Genomic DNA, 18676 nt, shown 5'->3' on the forward strand with positions numbered 1-18676 from the left:
TATTAACAATACAAAAATAATAAATAAATCCCGTTTACTGCAGACGATTGCTATTATTAGGCAGGAAAACAACATTACAATATAAAAATCAAATTTATGAAAATATCAATTTGTCGATTGAATGCGATAAATTGAAAGATAATTTATATCTGCTAAAATTGAAAATTGACAAATTTAACTTAATATTTTAAACAATTTCATGAAAACAAAAACACAATTAGGTGATTTGGATTTAGAGGTTCTAAATCCTATTGAAACAAAAAAAATTATTGGTGGAAACTGGTATGATTACACTAATATTGGAGAGGTGGTCATTCATTGGGATGGGGGTAGTGGTGGAAATGATGGCGGTGGTTGGGGCTATGACCCAACTCATGGCGGTGGTGATTATCCTGGTGATTGGGGTGGTGGAAGTGGTGGAAACAATGGAGGAGGTGACCCTCATACAGTATCTGGTCTTCCTGCAGCAGTTGAGCAACAAATTGGTGGCGCATGTGTAAGCTATGCAATAGCTTTTGCAGCAACAGCAAATAGTCATGCACTAACAGGAGCTCAAGCTGCATTGCAAATTGCACAGGGTTTAAACATACCTATGGCTAATGTGATGTTTACTGGTTTGACATATGCTCAAACAATCCAAGCTGTTAATACTGTTTTAGATACAAATCCTCTAATGTCTAATGTTGGAGCAATTACAGGAGCAATTGATAATAATAATGTTGTGATAGCAAATCTAGGTGCAGAAGCTAATGTTGGTCATGAGGTTGTAATAGTAGGATATGATAATGATGCAGGAACATTTACGATTGCTAATTCTCAATCGTCATCTGCTAATGGATACGATACGGTTTCTCAAAGTGATATAAATTTATATGGAGGTTTATTTGAAATTACTGGAGCAAAATGATAAAAATATTAGCAAAAATATATACTACTGTTATTTTTTTAACAGTAGTATTTTTTTCAGCACAAACAAAGGTGCAAAAAGAAGCTATTTATAAAGGTGTGAATTCTTTTGCAAAAGGAAAAAAAATCATAGGAATTCCAAAAATCGAAATGTCAGATGAAAATACTTTTTTTCAAAATGCCAAAATATATCCAATATATAGATTAAATTATATTCGAGAAAAAAAGAATGATATAGAAAAAAATAACGATGCGTTTCTGATTTGGTATCAAGAAAACTTATTTCACTCTTTTTCAGGAAAAACAACAATGCTTTTTCAAGAAAGCAGTTATGCTAAAAGCATCAAACTTTTCATAAAGAATAATAAGAATTTCAAAACATTATATCTTACAAGAGAGTTCTCCTTTTTGGGTAGTATATATAATTGTTTTTTATCAGAAGATAATTTAAATAATTTCATTGTTGATGAAAAAAAATACAATAAGATTGATGATTTAATTGAAAATAAATATGGGAGTTATGAAAAGTATAGAGATTATGTAAAACAAGATTCACTTAGGGGAAATTTGACTTTAGAAAGTATAAATGAGGGAATTAAAAACTACTATGTAGCTTATGAATATAACTGCCCAAAGGATTCTGTACTAGTTTTTAACAAGTTTATTACTCAATTAAATTTTGCTACAAAAGGACTTAGTATAAATCAGGAGAAACAAATAAGAAATATAATAGACTTTCACTTTTACCCAAGTAAATATTGGCAGAATATCTTTTCTGAACAAGGTTCAAATATTAGCAATAACAATGATTTAAAAAGAAAGATTCAAGATGCTTTTCAGAAAGATAAAGAAAAAATGGGAAATATTGAAAATAATAATCGTTTTTTTGGATTTATGATATATAATATCAATTTTACTAATTATCTTTTAGAAATATTATCAGAAAGGCAATTTAGTGACTATAAAAATTATTTAGATATTCATTTTCCACAAGAAATACATTCAAATAGTAATTTTACTAATATAAAAAGAATTATTTATGGAAAAGAAAAGTTAATAAGTGATGGTGTAATTTCAGATACAAAAAACGAAAAGAATCTACCTACTTTTAATCAATATGTTACTCAGATACTTTCTGAATGTGGCTGTAAAAAGCAATAATTATGTATCAAGAGGTAGAATCTTTTTTAAATAATTATTTCCCTTCAATAGAAGGCTGCATATTATTTGGTAGTTACTCAGAAAAAAAAGAGAAAGCAAATGATATAGATCTATTGTTGATTAGCTACAAATTTTCATTTTCATCAACAGAGAGTTTTTTTCATAATAATTTTGCTTTTAATACCATTAAAATAAATTCTTCTGAAATAATAAATATTATAGCTAAACATTTTAAGCAGGGGAATTTTCTTGCTCATGCCTTTAAAACAGGGATTATAATCAGAGATGAAGCCAAAGAACTTTTACAAATAAGAGATTATGTAATTGGATATGTCCCTAATGCTTCAGCAGAAGTAATTAGTTTTGATTTAAATGAAGTGAAGTTTAAAATCAAAGATTATTTACAACCCATTAAACAGGCTTCTGCCTTTACAGTAGAAAATTTTTTACAAGCCTCAAGAATCATTTCCTTATTTGTTGATTTTTTTCTTTTAAAAAGGGGAGTATATCTGAAAACAGAAAAAAGCAAGAATAAATATTTCTTCCAAAACTTTCCCAATGAAGTGCCAAATGTTTCAAAACTTATTGAATATTTACAAAAAGGGGATAAAATAAATTTTGAAAAAATTATTACAGAATTAATTACTCAATATTCAATTTCAGCAAATGAAAAATATTCAAACAATTTTATTTTGGATGATTACACTCAAAAATCATTAGTATGCTATATTGAGAATACATTCAAGTTTAATCAAATAGTAGATATTATTGAAAAAATTAAAACGCAAAATATAGATTTGAAATTTTTCATTTATCAAGTTGATGAAGAAAATCAGGAAAAAGAGGGATGTTACGTAGTAATTGATAATACAAATCTAAGCATAGAGAGAGAAAAGAAAGAATGGATAATATTTTTTCAAAGCATTTTCAAAGATTATAATTTTACATTTCCCTATAATAATATTTTTTGTTATCCTGAAATAAAATTTATGGGTGTTGATAATGAATTAATTGTAAATGAACTTATGTTTTCTTTGATTAATAAGATACAATCACGTAAAGAATTAGACAAAGAAAAAATAATTTTCAGAATAATAACAGACTTCTTTGGTTATTCGGAAATTACTATTGATGATTTATATAATTTCTATTTGATAAAGATAGATTCCAAAGCCAAAATGTCAAACTTTTTAAATAACAACAGTCAAAAGATAGAAGACAAATTTATAAAATCTAACAAGAATATTGAAAATGCTTTGGCAAAAAGATTTGAACTGATTTTAGAAATAATAATTGATTTTAAACCGATAGAAAAAATTCCTCAATTAGTACATTTGCAAATTTTAGACAGAATATTAAGCGTCTTTTTAAGTAAAGATCATGAAAAATTCTATTATCTGCATATTTTAAAACACAAATTTAATGAAAAATTTTCCTAATTACAGACAATTAGATAGCAAAGATTGTGGAATTTCTTGTCTTCAAATTATTTCCAAATATTATGGTAAATTCTTTTCTATTCAGGACATTAGAGATTTATCATCAGTATCAAAAGAAGGACTTTCATTATATGAATTAGGGCTTACTTCTGAAAGATTAGGGCTAAAGTCTTTACCAGTAAAAGTTGAATTTGAAAAACTGATAGGAAACATTCCTCTTCCGTGTGTTGCACATTGGAGAAACAATCATTATGTGGTCATTTACAAAATCACTAAGAACACTGTATATATTTCAGACCCAAAAGTTGGTCTTGTAAAATACTCGCATAAAGAATTTTTAGAGGGATGGCTCAATTATGAAAAGGATGAGACAAAAAAAGGAATTTTATTATTATTAGAACGGACTGATAAGTTTAACGAAATAAAACCCTCTTTAAATCCCACCAATGTCTATGCATTTAATTATTTTATAAGCCACCTATCCCCCTATAAAACACAAGTTTATCAATTATTGGCTACAATGGTTATTCTGACATTAATTCAGTCTGCAATACCTTTTATCACTCAATCTATAGTTGATACTGGAATATCTTCTAAAGATTATGGCTTTATTTCAATGCTTTTGATAGCAAATATTGTATTAGTCATAAGTGTTAGTATTGGTAGTTGGATTAGGCAATCTATTAACATTCATATATCCTCAAGAATAAAGGTTTCTATATTATCCAACTTTATCATCAAATTGTTAAAACTTCCTGTTAATTATTTTGAAAATAAATCATCAGGAGATATTTTTCAAAGAGCATTGGATTATGAAAGAATGGAAAATTTCATTATGAACTCTGCTTTTAGCATCATATTAGCAATCTTAAATATTCTTGTCTTTGGAACAATACTTTTTATATATCAACCAATCATACTTTTTATTTTCTTTTTTGGAGGGTTACTATATGTGTGCTGGAATCTGTTTTTTTGGAATGTCCGCAAAAAATTAGATATGAATTATTTTGCATTAAAAGCAAAGAATAATACACACTGGATGGAACTTTTAACTCATATCCAGGAAATTAAGAATAACAATTATGAGCAGGGAAAAAGGTGGTCATGGGAAAAAGTTCAGGTAAAGTTATACTATTTAGGAATAAAAGTATTGAGAATTAACCAAATAGATACTCTTGGTGCAAACCTTATCAATACAATATCTGATGTTGTTTTAACATTTGTCTCTGTTTATTATGTAATAGAAGGAGAAATTACCATTGGTATGCTAATAGCAATTCAATACATATTAGGGCAGCTGAGAAGCCCTCTATTAGAAATAACAAAATTTATTTCATCCTATCAAATGGCATACATAAGTTTTACCAGAATGAATGATTCCAGTAATACCCCTGAGGAGCAGGTTGAAGAGGATGTTACAGCAAGAGAATTGCCCACAAATAAAACAATCTTTTTAAAAAATATTTATTTCAAATATAACAATGCTGCAAATTATATACTGAATAACATTTCTTTGGTTATTCCTGAGGGAAAAGTTACAGCTATTGTTGGGGCAAGTGGAAGTGGCAAAACAACATTATTGAAAATTTTAACACGATTGTATACCCCTACTCAAGGAGATTATTTTATTGGAAATATCAATATGAACTCTATTGATATTAACGAATGGAGGAAGAATATTGGAGTAGTAAATCAGGGAGCAGAAGCATTCAAAGAATCAATAAAGGATAATATTGTTTTGGGAAGTGATTATAATCAGAATAAACTGAACGAAGTACTACAACAAGTAAATCTATTAAATGAAATAAATACATTGCCTTCTGGACTAAATACAATGATGGGAGAAAATGGACGAGGTTTAAGTGAAGGACAAAAACAAAGACTAATGATTGCGAGGGCATTATACAAAAACCCTGAATTTCTATTTTTAGATGAAGCAACCAATTCTTTAGATTCTATTAATGAAAATATTTTAGTGGATAATCTTAATAAATCCTTCGAAGGAAAAACAGTAATACTTATTGCCCATAGACTTGCAACTATTAAAAAAGCAGATGGTATAATTGTTATGAATAACGGGAGCATTGTAGAGATGGGAAATGAGGAACAATTGCTCAATAAAAAAGGGTATTATTATAAGCTATTTAAAAACCAAATGATTTTAGAAAACCATGAATAAGAAAACTATTTATTCAGAAGAATTTGATGATGCCATTTCTAAATTCCCAAAATTCAATTCAATTTTATTTTACTCATTAGTTGCAATTATAGCTACAGCAATAATCTTATTACAACTAATAAAATCTCCCGAAATTGTAATAGGAGAAGCACGAGTAACAGCAGAAAAGCCACCAATAGAAATATTGTCGCAAAATTCAGGTAAAATTATATTCAAAAAGTTTTATCCACATAAATTTTTGAAGAAAGGAGATTATCTTGCTATTATGGAAAACCCATCCAATGAAGATGATATTTTGGAATTAAAAAAAGTATTGTTAAAATATGCTGATAATTTATATTCTCTGAAATCCTCTGCTTTATCTTTTGCTTCAAATTATGATTTAGGAGAATTGGAAGAACCTTTTTTTAGTTTACTGAATACTTTATACAGCATTGAAAGAGAAAAGGGGTACAATGAGAATGATGCAAGAAAGGAAGTGTTAAATAAACAAAATTTCAAGTATCTTGAAATGATTTCTAAAAGAAATGAAATCAAAAATGTTAAAAGAAATGAGATTGCTTTATTAAAAAGTAGATATAGGGATGATTCTTTATTAATGGCAAAAGGATTAATTACCAAGGTTGAATATGAGAACTCCAAAAGAAATTATCTAAAAGAAAATGAAAATCTTAAAAATTACGAGGCTAGGGATGTAGAGAATAGTCTTAATATTTCTGATAATAAAGGGAATATTAATGTGCTTAATACCCAAAAAAAGATTAATATATCTGATTTAGAATTTAAACTCATAAATACATATAATCAACTACTTCAAAATATTAATCTTTGGGAATCCAGACATGTTGTAAAAATGCCTATTGATGGAACTGTTGATATGATGCAATTTATTTCGTCTAATCAGTTTATTAAGCAAGGTGAACCTATATTTAGTGTCCTTCCAGACAATAATAAATATGTTGCACAATTATTTGTTCCTCCAATGGGAGCTGGTAAAATCAAGATAGGACAAACTGTATCTATAAAACTAGCCTCATTCCCCTATCAGGAATATGGTAAATTGGAAGGTAAAATACAATCCATCTCTTTGATACCAACTCAAAATTATTATTTAATCCTTGTTGAATTACCCATTGGATTGAAAAGTGATACAGGAAATGCTCTTGTTTTATCAAAAAATATGGTAGGACAGGCAGAAATTGTCACAAATAAAAGAAGTTTATTATCCAAGTTGTTTTCTAAAATCACTAACTTATTTGAAAAAGATGATAATTATTTTAACAAAGAAAAAGAAAAGGCTAAATCTGAAAAGAGGTAATAAGGACTATAATTGAATTAAAGACATTTATTTTTTATTTCAACCCAAATGAATGCAGCTTATCATTGTTATATAATAATTATGTCTTAAAAATTGAGCACTTCACATACGAATCTTGACTAATGACAATTGAAACATTCATTATAAGAATATAAAAAAACAAAAAACCACCCTTGAAAAAGGATGGTTTGTAGACCCACAGGGATTCGAACCCCAGATGACTGAACCAAAATCAGTAGTGTTACCGCTACACCATGGGTCTGTTTCTATGCCGCGAAATTATAGAAATTATTTTAAATATGAAAATCTAAAGTAAAGATTAATTAACATAATGAGAGTGTAAATCCCTTTACTTATTGATATACAAATAATTATTTTTTAATAAAAATTTAAAAATAATCTGTTTTTATAAGGAGAATAGCTGCATTCCAGATATTGTCTGTTCAGTTTTAAAGAGAATGACTCTTATGAATTTCCCATAGATAGTGACTTCCATCCTCCTTCTTCCAGCTTCCATCCTTAAAGTGACGTTAAATAATAAAACCTTATCTTTGCAAAAAAATTGGGCTCCAAAAGTTGGAGTAACCCATTAATAACATATCCTTGAGCAAAGTAAAAGGATTATTAAACATTTTTTATGTCAAATATTGTCGCAATCGTTGGACGTCCCAACGTAGGAAAATCCACGCTTTTTAACCGTTTATTAGAAAGAAGAGAAGCTATTGTAGATTCTACAGCTGGTGTTACCAGAGACCGTCACTACGGGAAATCAGACTGGAACGGAGTAGACTTTACGGTAATTGATACCGGAGGTTATGATGTAGGTACAGATGATATCTTCGAAGAAGAAATCCGTAAACAGGTACAATTAGCGGTGGATGAAGCCACTTCTATTATCTTTATGATGAATGTTGAAGAAGGGCTTACTGATACAGACCACGAGATTTACAGACTTCTTAGAAGATCCAACAAACCTATTTACATCGTTATCAATAAAGTAGATTCTGCAAAGGAAGAGCTTCCTGCAACAGAATTCTATCAGTTAGGAATTGATAAATATTATACACTTTCTTCGGCTACAGGTTCCGGAACAGGAGATTTATTAGATGATATCGTTAAAGATTTTCCTACTACAGAATATAAAGATCCATTTGAAGGACTTCCTAAAATTACGATTGCGGGTCGTCCAAACGTTGGAAAATCTACAATGACCAATGCCTTATTGGATGTTGAAAGAAATATCGTAACCGATATCGCAGGAACCACAAGAGACAGTATCCAGACTTTATATAATAAATTCGGACACGAGTTTGTATTGGTAGATACCGCAGGGATGAGAAGAAAGTCGAAGGTAAGCGAAGATCTTGAATTCTACTCTGTAATGAGATCAATCCGTTCTATTGAATATTCTGATGTTGTGATCATCATGGTAGATGCTACACAGGGATGGGAATCTCAGGATATGAACATCTTCGGACTGGCTCAGAAAAACAGAAAAGGAATTGTAATCCTTGTTAATAAGTGGGATTTGATCGAAGATAAGCAGACTAATACGATGCGTGATTTTGAAAAGTCAATCAAAGATAAAATCGGTCAGTTCCAGGATATTCCAATCCTATTCGTTTCAGCTTTAACGAAGCAAAGAATCCTGAAAGCTGTAGAAGTTGCCATGGAGGTTTATGAAGACCGTAAGAAGAAAATTAAAACTTCAAAACTGAATGAAGTAATGCTTCCGATCTTCGAAAATACACCACCACCGGCATTGAAAGGAAAGTATATCAAAATCAAATATTGTGTTCAGCTTCCTACGCCGTCACCACAGTTTGTATTTTTCTGTAACCTTCCACAGTATGTGAAAGAACCTTATAAAAGATTTACTGAAAATCAGCTGAGAAAAGAATTCGGGTTTACCGGAGTTCCGATTGAAGTCTATTTCAGACAAAAATAACAAGAACAGATGTTCATCAAAAATCTCCGGCAAGCGAAGCTTGCCGGAGATTTTTATATCACCAAACCAGACTTTCTCTTTCAGTCCGATCTTTCAATTCGTTTTTTAGTTGTAATTTTGTGGCAATTAATATCAATTAACTGAAATTAAAAATAAAATTTTCATGCTTACTATTTTATCGCAACACTTTTCTCTTGTCAACGAATGGATTAACGAACTTAGAAACGTTACGATCCAGCATGACCGAATGAGATTCAGAAGGAATATGGAAAGAATCGGGGAGATTGCCGCTTTTGAAATCAGTAAAGGACTGGAGTACAGAGAAGTTGAAATTCAAACTCCTTTAGATACGATAAAAAGCAGGGAAATAGCTGTACAACCGGTTATTACAACTATTTTAAGGGCAGGTGTTCCATTATTCGAAGGAATCCTGAACTATTTAGACAGAGCAGACTGCGGTTTTGTGGCAGCTTACAGAAAACATGATGCCAACGATTATTTCTCAATCAAACAGGATTATCTTACGTGCCCAAGCATTGAAGGCAGACCGCTAATCGTAGCAGACCCAATGCTGGCTACAGGAGCTTCTCTTATTGAAGCCATCAAAGATTTGCTGACCAACGGAAATCCAACCCAGCTTCATATTGTTGCAGCCATTGCATCGAAACAGGGAGTTGAAACTGTTCAGAATGCATATCCTGAAGCTCATATCTGGGTAGGAGCAATTGATGAACACTTAACTTCAAAAGGGTATATCACACCAGGATTGGGAGATGCCGGAGATTTGAGCTACGGAGAAAAACTTCAGCGATAATTAAGAAAGATTCCAGAAATCTTTTATTAAGTTCAATAATAAATCAGGTCGTACTTTATCCATAGGATGCTTTGTATCCGGAAGTACGGCCAGTTTTGCATTTGGAAGGCTTCTGTAAACCCTTGAACTCTCTTCCAGCGTTACCATATTATCTTTATCACCCACCATGATTTGAACGGGAGTGGTAATCGTAGCAAAATTATTTTCCAGAGGAGGATTTTTACCTAAATCAATCATTAAATCAGCAATACCAGGAAGAAGCTGTTTCCACTTTCTTCCGTGCTGTGATTCTAAAAGCTGGGCATACTGCGGAATTTTTTCAAGAATAACATCCGGATTAAGCATCTTACTTTCTTTTAAAGCCTGTTCTTCAGTCCAGTCGAACTTTGTGCCCAGTGTTATAACAGAATTTACATTGTCAGGATTTTCCATTGCGTAGCAAAGTGCGACATAACCACCCATGCTGTGCCCGAAAATAGATACATCTGTCAGATGATTCACTTTACAATACTCGGATAATTCCTGGACATACTTTTTAATACTGAGACCGCCAGCCGGAAGTTCCTGGTCTCCATGTCCTGAAAAAAGAGGAGTATGAACTGTAAAATAGGATGACAGGACATTCAGGTAAGGTTTGAAAATGTCGCTGTGACCTAAAGCTCCGTGCAGTAAAATCAGATTGGGCATAGTTGTATAGTTTTCTGAAAATTAGGAAAAAGAATTGAATCGTGAAAATGGATGAGGCGGAAGTGTAAGAGTGTTTGAGAGTTTTTGGGTTTAAAAATATTTTTGATTATTTCTCCGCACAGAAAATCCCGAAACCCGAAACTCGAAACTCGTACCCCGAAACTCGCATCCGTTCCCATATCAAACATCCTCAGCCATCACTAAAACACTTACTTTATTATCTCCGGCATTTAAAATCTCCCATGCCACTGATGAAACCGTATTTCCTGTAGTGAAAACATCATCAATCAGTAGAATATGCTTTCCGGTAACAGGCTTGGTTGTGGAGAATGTATTGACAGTTTCCAGTCTGTGTTTCTTGTCTTTTAAGGCCTGTGCTTTAGAATAATGATTTCGTTTAATTAATTGATGATCAAAAGGAATGTTATAAAATGAAGATAAAGTTTCGGTAAACAAATGAAGCTGGTTATATCCCCTTTTCTTCAGTTTCTTTGGATGAAGCGGTATACTTACTAAAAGGTCAGGGAAATTATCTTTGAGATCAAGTCGTTCTGCTGTCCAATCGGCTAAGATTTTTCCTGCTTTTTCCCTGCTTCTATATTTCAGATCGTGAATAATCTGACGGCTTAAACCTTCCTTTTCAAACTGTATTAAAGCGAATGCGTTTTCAACCGGAAAGAATAAACTGCATTTTTCCTTAACCGGATTATTTTCAAAATAATTGTAATGGGTAAAATGAATCTGGCTGAAACAAAGATCACAAACCAAAAGTTCAGGATCGATGATTCTGCTGCAGTGAATGCAGCGGTTAGGAAACAATATATCTAATATCATAGTGTGTTTTTACTAAGATATGAAAATAATTGTCAATTTTTGCTTCGCAATGTCAATAGTGAATTATTATTGTTCGCGAATTTTATGAACTAATTTATATTTGGTTCGCAAAGGCATTTTTTCGTTGCTGAGTGGAACGCCATAGCGACCCAAAAGCTATTAAATAGTATAGAAAACTTTGTGAACACCGCGTTTAGAAAATAACTTACCCGTGAATTTCAACAGCAAATCTATTATTCACAAACCTTAATCTCGCATCCCGAACCTCATATAAAAACTCACAAGCGAAGCGTATTGACAATTCACAATTCACTTTTTAAATATCTTCAAACGTTTTCCTGATTTTCTCTACAGCATTCTTCATACTCAAATTAAAATGTTCCTTTTCCAGCCTTACAGGCGTTGCCTGTCGCACTTCACAATCGGCAATACTGCATGATTCGCAGGTAACCCCTACATTGATGGTTTTTAAAGATGGAGACTTGATAAAACCTATTTTTTTAATCGTTTGAGAGTTCAGTAAAATCCCCAGGCAATAACTTCTGTTACTTCCATCTGAAAAAGGATTTTTTTGTGAAGTGGAAATTACCAGATAGCTTATTCCCTGATCTTTATAATGAGAAATCTGAGCATCCGTAAGGGTTTCATTTTCTTTTAAATCACCAAGATTTTTTACAGCAATCCATCTTCTGCAGTAATGTTCGTTCATTGCATTCGCATGAGGAGCCTGTTGATGATTAAGATGAAGCTCTTTTAAAATCTGAATTTTATCCGAGTTTTTCTTTTTTACCAGACATAAATAAAAAAGATCTTTAATTCCCATTTCAGCCGAGAGGATGTTGGTCAGCCGATAGTAAAACGTTTCAGGAGAGTGGGTGAAGCTGTCGATCAGAGCCTCAAAATTTTTAGATTCCCATGTATTCTGCTGGAAAAATTCTGAAGTTTTTTCAATGACGGGTTCTTTGGAAATAAGTAATGCTCCTGCAAAATAAGAGGCGTAAAAGTTGTTCAGAATCTCTTCAAAACTTCCGAAGTCAAGCCATGAATACGTATTGGGACGATTTTTTAATTCCAGTACATTGAAGCCGATTTCTTTAGCGAGGATGAATGTTTTCTGATCCTTTTCCAGTTTTTGATTCAGAAGCAAAAGTTTTTTCTCCGGAATAAAAAGAGATCGCAGATTATCCAGAGTTCCATATTTTTCAAAATCTTCCGACTGAATGGTGTAGCTGAATTTTTCTGCAAGAATTTTCTCCAGAATATCAGACTTTAAACTTTTCTTGATTTTTAACTGATTTTCCTGTGTAAACAAATCTACCTTTTCTTCAATTTCCGGAAAATAATTGTCATACAATTCCTGAAATGATCTTAATACCGCAAAATAAAATCTTTCTTTTCCCAGATTATAATTCTGAGAAATTTCGATCAGGGCATTGATAAAAGCAGTTACTTTTTTAGGAGCATCGCTGATGATGCTGATGAGGTTGTTCTTATTGATTCCAAAAAGTTCCAGAGGAACTTCTTTAAAGAAATCAGACTGCAGAATTTCATTGAAAGGGGCAAGACTTTTATCAAGCTTGGTAGAAACCAGATCATCAAAAGTGCAGTTGAGCGCTTCAGAAAGCTGGATGATTTTATCGTGTTTGGGATATTTTTTCCCGTTTTCAATTTCGTTGAGGTAAGATTTTGATAATCCTGTCTTTACAGCAAGATCCTGCAGAGACCAGTTTTTCTTTTGTCTCTGCTGTTTCAGTTTTAGCCCGAAAACTGTTTTGATAAAGTCGCTTTCTGAATTCATTACTCAAATATAAATAATTAGATGCGATTATTCGCATAATAAATTTTAAAATAAATTTAGCGAACGTTCGCTATTTGTGAAAATTTTTATTTATGTTTGTAACATCAAATCACAAAATCAATAGGTTATGGAAACAAAGACTCAGTTAGAAATAAAGTCACAGAAGCAGTTTGAGGAAATATTTACTCCTGATTTGGTAGATTTTCTGATTTCGCTTCATCAAAACTTTAATGATAAAAGACTTGAACTTTTAGAAGAAAGAAAAAATACTCAGCAACATTTTGATCAGGGAAATCTGCCCGGGTTCTTAAAAGAAACTGCAGACATCAGGAATGGGAATTGGGTATGTGCTTCGCTTCCTGACGATATGCTGGATAGAAGAGTAGAAATTACCGGTCCTGTTGACCGCAAGATGATTATCAATGCCTTGAATTCGGGTGCTTCTACATTTATGGCCGACTTTGAAGACAGCAGCTCGCCGGTGTGGGAAAACTGTATCCAGGGACAGATCAATCTTTCTGATGCCATTAACCGAAAAATTGATTTTGTCAACGAAAAAGGAAAAGCCTATACCCTGAATGAGAAAACGGCTGTTTTACAGGTTCGTCCACGCGGTCTTCATCTCCCGGAAAAACATATTGAGATCAATGGAGAGAAAGCTTCCGGATCACTGACAGATTTTGGAATGTATTTCTTCAGAAATGCAAAACAGCTTCTGGAAAACGGCAGCGGTCCTTATTTTTACCTTCCAAAACTGGAACATTATAAAGAAGCCCGATGGTGGAATGAGGTTTTTGTTTTTGCACAAAACTACCTTGGAATCCCGGAAGGAACTATTAAAGCTACCGTTTTAATAGAAACCATTACTGCGTCATTTCAGATTGATGAAATTTTATTTGAATTAAAAGAACACAGCGCAGGACTGAATTGCGGAAGATGGGATTATATTTTCTCTTACATTAAAAAATTCAGAAACCTTCCCGAGTTTATTGTTCCGGACAGAGACCAGGTGACGATGACTTCTCCTTTTATGAATGCATACTCAAAAAGAGTGATCGAAATCTGCCATAAAAGAAACGTTCATGCTATCGGCGGAATGGCTGCCCAGATTCCTGTAAAGGATGATGATGAAGCCAATAAAAAAGCTTTTGAAAAAGTAAAAAATGACAAAGAAAGGGAGGTGAAAAACGGTCATGATGGTACATGGGTAGCACATCCGGCATTGGTAGCGGTGGCAAAAGAAATTTTTGATGAGTATATGCCTTCCAAAAATCAGATCGATAAAAAATTTGAATATCATATAGCGGAAAATCAGCTGCTGGAAATCCCCAAAGGAGATATTACTGAAAAAGGAGTCCGGAAAAATATCAATGTAGGAATTCTTTACCTTGAAAGCTGGCTGATGGGAACCGGTGCTGCTGCTATTTATAATCTGATGGAAGATGCCGCTACTGCAGAGATTTCAAGAACACAAATCTGGCAGTGGCTGAAAAACGAAGCAGTTCTGAGTGATGACAGGATATTGACCCGAAGTATGATACTGCAGTGGGAAAAAGAAGAAATGGACCATATTGAAAAGTATGTAGGAGAAGCCCGTTTCCAGAACGGAAAATTTAATCTCGCCAAAGAACTTTTCAATGAACTGATTTTCTCTGAAAAATTTGAAGAATTTCTGACCCTTAAAGCATATCCTTTTATTTAGATTGAGAGTGAGAGCGTGGGATTATCTGAAAGTTTGAACCTCCTATTCAAGATAGTTTTTATCATTCGTTCAAACCTAAAACCCCGCACTCCGAATCTCGTACCTCAAAACTCAACCTCTAATCAAACAAAATCCCAATATTATGAAAACAAGACAAGAACAAATCCAAGCTATTGAACAGGATTGGCTTACAAATCCACGTTGGAAAGGTATTAAGAGACCTTATACAGCAGAAGAAGTTCTAAAACTTCGCGGTTCTTATACCATAGATTATACTATTGCTACAGAAATGTCCAAAAAATTCTGGAATAAATTAAATACTCAGGATTATGTGGCAGGACTTGGCGCATTGACAGGTAATCAGGCGGTACAGGAAGTAGATGCCGGGCTGGAAGCAATATATCTTTCAGGGTGGCAGGTTGCGGCGGATGCCAACCTGTCAGGTGAGATGTATCCGGATCAGTCATTATATCCGGCTAACTCAGTGCCTTCTGTGGTAAAGAAAATTAATAATGCCTTACTAAGGGCAGATCAGGTGCAATCCGTAAGCGGAACAGGAAACAAAGAATATCTTGTGCCTATTATTGCCGACGCAGAAGCAGGTTTTGGAGGTAATCTGAATGCTTTTGAGCTGATGAAACAAATGATCGAAGCGGGAGCTGCTGCCGTACACTTTGAAGATCAGCTTTCTTCTGCAAAAAAATGCGGACACTTAGGTGGGAAAGTATTGGTGCCTACTCAGGAAGCAGTCAATAAGTTGATTGCAGCACGTCTGGCTGCCGATGTATTAGGTGTTCCAAGTCTTATTATTGCAAGAACAGATGCGGATGCAGCGGATTTACTGACTTCTGATATTGATGACAGGGATAAAAAATTTGTAACGGGAGAAAGAACTTCTGAAGGATTTTATGTGGTAAGAAACGGAGTAGAACAGGGAATCGACAGAGGTTTGTCTTATGCTCCATACGCAGATCTGATCTGGATGGAAACCTCAAATCCTGACCTGGAACAGGCGAGAAGATTTGCAGAAGGAATTCATGCTAAATTTCCGGGAAAAATGCTGGCTTATAACTGTTCACCTTCATTCAACTGGGCAGCAAGACTGAGTGTGGAAGAAATGTCTACTTTCCGTGAAGAGCTGGCTAAAATGGGATACAAGTTCCAATTTATTACCCTTGCAGGATTCCATGCCTTGAACACGGCTATGTTTGAATTGGCTTTAGCTTATAAAGAAAGAGGAATGGCAGGATATTCAGAACTTCAGGAGCGTGAGTTTGCATTACAGCAGAAAGGATTCAGAGCAGTGAAGCATCAGTCTTTTGTAGGAACAGGATATTTTGATGAAGTACAGAATATTGTCACCAACGGTTCCTCGGCTACTGTAGCGATGAAAGATTCTACAGAAACCGCACAGTTCCATTAGTCATTTTTTCCTATTTTTTTGATATTAAACCTTCTCAACTGTGGGAAGGTTTTTCTTTTGTTTAAAGGTGTTTAAGCCTGTTTTTACACTATTGATATCTCAAAATAATAAAGAAATAAATACTACATGATAAGTAATTGAAATTTGAATTATATTTGAGGCTGAAAAAATATTATTAAAAATGAATTTAATTAAAGTACTTTTTATTACATTAGGATTGACACTTACAGCAAATGCTGCAAAAGCCCAACAGAAGATTGGTAGCGTGAATACTGATGAAATTTTTGCAAGTTTATCCGAAGTAAAAACAATAAGTGCAACTGTGGATAATCTGACAAAAACCAAGCAGACTGAAATTGAAAAATTAATCGGTGATTATCAGGCTAAATTGAAGGCAGCCCAGGATAAAGAAAAGACCCTTAGTGAAGCTAACAAAGAAGCGGTGACGAAAGAACTGATGGCAGCACAAACAGAATTACAGACTCTGGGTAAAAAAATTGAAGAATCAAGAGCACAGGCTGCTAAAGATATTTCTGCAAAACAAAATGAATTGTTTACTCCGTTACAGCAAAAAGTAAAAGCTGCTATTTCTGCTGCTGCCAAAGAAAAAGGTATCAATTATGTTTTTGATATTGCATCTCAGGAAACTAATAATCTTATTTACAACGATGGAAGTGAAGATATCACAGCTCTTGTGAAAAGTAAATTAGGAGCTGCAGCAACGCCTGCAAAACCGGCTGGAAAATCTAAATAAGAAACTTAATATACTGAATATTACAACGGAATCAGAATTCATGATTCCGTTTTTTTATGCGTAAAAGTGATTAATGGGATGAAGAATATTTTGTTTTAAAATAATAAATTTGAGTAAACTTTCAGCAGAATGAATTTAATGTACGAAAAACAGATCAAAGTAACAGAAGAACATATTGATCACAATAGCCATGTGAATAATGTACAGTATGTACACTGGGTGGAACAAGTGGCAGCAGAGCACTGGGATCTTCTGAAACAGCAAACAGATTATGTAAACAACGCCTGGATGCTTCTGGATCATCATATTCAATACAAAAAACAGGTTTATCTGCATGATGTTATTACGGTAAGAACCTATCCAATGGCTCCGGAAGGAGCTAAGCAGCCAAGGAAAGTAGAATTCTATTGCAATGATGAACTGGTGGTAAATTCAAGCACACTCTGGATTTTGTTTGATCCTGAAACTAAAAAGATCAAACGTTTGGAAAACGACTGGTTGGAGAGATTTTTTTAGTATAAAACTAAACCAAAAACTAAATATACATGAAGCTTTTATATTCACTGACATTGTTGTTGTTAAGCATGGCAGGCTATGGCCAGGAAAATCCTTACTGGTTTGCAGATGATATTAAAAAAAAGGTGGCAGACTCCACCCAAAGTCAATCCTGGAGAAGCCAGATGGGTGCAACATTTTACTCGATAAGCGGACAATATAACCCTGCATTGGAAAGTTGGGATATGACTTTTGGAAGAGTGAAAAAGCTGAGCACTGCAGATAGTTTAAGATTTACAAAACTAATCCCTGTCAACGCAAAAGATTATATCTTAGAAAGATCCTTTAGTGAACAGATTATCATCATTAATGAAGCCCATCACAATGCCAGTCACCGAACTTTCGCATCTTCCTTGCTTCAGGGGTTATATGATAACGGATACAGATATTTGGGACTTGAAACATTAGCGAGTGACTCTGTAAACACCACGAAATTTGCTGCTCTTAACAGTGGATATTATTCCAAAGAACCGGAATTCGGAAACTTTATTTACAATGCCTTGAAAATTGGGTTCAAGCTTTTCCCATATGAAGCAGAAGGAAATAATAAACAAAGAGAAATAGGAGAGGCAAACAATATCTTCGATTTTATGCAGAAAAATAAAGATGGCAAATATTTCATCTACTGCGGTTATCAGCACGCTTATGAAGGTGTTCATAAATCCTGGGAGAAAACAATGGCGGGAAGGCTTTCAGACTTAACAGGTGTGAATCCTTTTACCATTGATCAGACTCAGTTTTCAGAAAAAAGTAACCCGAAGTATAATGACCCACTTTTAAGATTGGTAAATAATACTATCCCTGTTGTTTTAAAAGATGAAAATCAGGCAATCTATAACGGAGAAGATAAAGAGCTGTATACCGATATTAAAATCATTCATCCCGTTACAAAATACATCAAAGGCAGACCAGATTGGATGCTGACGAAAAATAGAAAGTGGTATAAGATTCCGGTTTCTGAAGTTTCAGAATATCCGGCATTGATTTTTGCCTATAGAAAAGGGGAGTATGAACAAAAAGGAATTCCTGCCGATATCATTGAACTCAAAACATCTAAAGACAATCGTTATTTAATTCTGGACAAAGGAGAATATGAGATTGTCATTAAAAATAAACAGTATAAAGTCATTAACAGATTTGAAAAAACGATCAGATAAA

The 18676-nt window shown here is 33.4% G+C and carries 15 protein-coding genes and 1 tRNA gene; 12 read left to right on the forward strand and 4 right to left on the reverse strand.

Annotated features, from left to right (window positions below):
* Positions 1–199: 199 nt before the first annotated feature.
* From ACODR7_RS03285 to ACODR7_RS03305, 5 genes are read left to right on the forward strand one after another with little or no spacing between them, the layout of a single operon-like run.
* Positions 200–907, forward strand: coding sequence for a C39 family peptidase (locus tag ACODR7_RS03285; protein WP_488837253.1), 708 nt, complete (start codon positions 200–202; stop codon positions 905–907).
* Complete coding sequence (locus ACODR7_RS03290) at positions 904–2067, forward strand: hypothetical protein (protein ID WP_488837255.1); 1164 nt, start codon at positions 904–906, stop codon at positions 2065–2067. The genes ACODR7_RS03285 and ACODR7_RS03290 overlap by 4 nt, the downstream gene beginning before the upstream one ends.
* Positions 2068–2069: 2 nt before the next feature.
* A complete protein-coding gene (locus tag ACODR7_RS03295) occupies positions 2070–3506 on the forward strand; it encodes a hypothetical protein (RefSeq protein ID WP_488837257.1) in 1437 nt (478 codons plus the stop codon).
* Entirely contained in the window at positions 3490–5685 is a 2196-nt protein-coding gene (locus tag ACODR7_RS03300; protein ID WP_488837259.1) for a peptidase domain-containing ABC transporter, read from the forward strand. Before ACODR7_RS03295 ends, ACODR7_RS03300 begins: the two co-directional genes overlap by 17 nt.
* A complete protein-coding gene (locus ACODR7_RS03305) occupies positions 5678–7003 on the forward strand; it encodes a beta-barrel domain-containing protein (RefSeq protein ID WP_488837261.1) in 1326 nt (441 codons plus the stop codon). The genes ACODR7_RS03300 and ACODR7_RS03305 overlap by 8 nt, the downstream gene beginning before the upstream one ends.
* A gap of 191 nt (positions 7004–7194) precedes the next feature.
* Here the strand turns inward: ACODR7_RS03305 and ACODR7_RS03310 are convergent.
* Positions 7195–7265: transfer RNA gene (locus tag ACODR7_RS03310), tRNA-Gln, on the reverse strand.
* Positions 7266–7640: 375 nt separating this feature from the next.
* On the opposite strand from ACODR7_RS03310, the gene der reads away from it, so the two are divergent.
* Both der and upp read left to right on the forward strand, forming a co-directional pair.
* Entirely contained in the window at positions 7641–8951 is a 1311-nt protein-coding gene (gene der / locus ACODR7_RS03315) for a ribosome biogenesis GTPase Der (protein ID WP_076596391.1), read from the forward strand.
* A gap of 163 nt (positions 8952–9114) precedes the next feature.
* Positions 9115–9765, forward strand: a complete 651-nt coding sequence (gene upp / locus ACODR7_RS03320; protein WP_062676151.1) for a uracil phosphoribosyltransferase — start codon at positions 9115–9117, stop codon at positions 9763–9765.
* Here the strand turns inward: upp and ACODR7_RS03325 are convergent, their stop codons facing one another.
* From ACODR7_RS03325 to ACODR7_RS03335, 3 genes are all read right to left on the reverse strand, one after another.
* On the reverse strand, positions 9766–10452 hold the full coding sequence (locus tag ACODR7_RS03325; RefSeq protein ID WP_488837264.1) for an alpha/beta fold hydrolase: 687 nt from the start codon (positions 10450–10452) through the stop codon (positions 9766–9768).
* A gap of 180 nt (positions 10453–10632) precedes the next feature.
* On the reverse strand, positions 10633–11286 hold the full coding sequence (locus tag ACODR7_RS03330) for a ComF family protein (RefSeq protein WP_488837266.1): 654 nt from the start codon (positions 11284–11286) through the stop codon (positions 10633–10635).
* A 316-nt stretch (positions 11287–11602) separates the two neighbouring features.
* Positions 11603–13084: a helix-turn-helix domain-containing protein gene (locus tag ACODR7_RS03335; RefSeq protein ID WP_488837267.1), complete on the reverse strand. Its 1482-nt coding sequence runs from the start codon at positions 13082–13084 to the stop codon at positions 11603–11605.
* 127 nt (positions 13085–13211) lie between these two features.
* On the opposite strand from ACODR7_RS03335, the gene aceB reads away from it, so the two are divergent.
* From aceB to ACODR7_RS03360, 5 genes are all read left to right on the forward strand, one after another.
* Positions 13212–14786, forward strand: coding sequence for a malate synthase A (gene aceB / locus ACODR7_RS03340; protein WP_488837269.1), 1575 nt, complete (start codon positions 13212–13214; stop codon positions 14784–14786).
* A 142-nt stretch (positions 14787–14928) separates the two neighbouring features.
* A complete protein-coding gene (gene aceA, locus ACODR7_RS03345) occupies positions 14929–16209 on the forward strand; it encodes an isocitrate lyase (RefSeq protein ID WP_277115268.1) in 1281 nt (426 codons plus the stop codon).
* A 181-nt stretch (positions 16210–16390) separates the two neighbouring features.
* Positions 16391–16963, forward strand: a complete 573-nt coding sequence (locus ACODR7_RS03350) for an OmpH/Skp family outer membrane protein (RefSeq protein ID WP_277115269.1) — start codon at positions 16391–16393, stop codon at positions 16961–16963.
* Positions 16964–17092: 129 nt separating this feature from the next.
* On the forward strand, positions 17093–17479 hold the full coding sequence (locus ACODR7_RS03355) for an acyl-CoA thioesterase (protein WP_488837271.1): 387 nt from the start codon (positions 17093–17095) through the stop codon (positions 17477–17479).
* Positions 17480–17508: 29 nt separating this feature from the next.
* The gene (locus ACODR7_RS03360; protein WP_488837272.1) at positions 17509–18675 is read left to right on the forward strand and encodes a hypothetical protein; all 1167 of its coding nucleotides are present in this window, start codon (positions 17509–17511) and stop codon (positions 18673–18675) included.
* The last annotated feature ends 1 nt before the right edge of the window (position 18676 follow it).

It is taken from the genome of Chryseobacterium sp. FG46 (assembly GCF_057809135.1).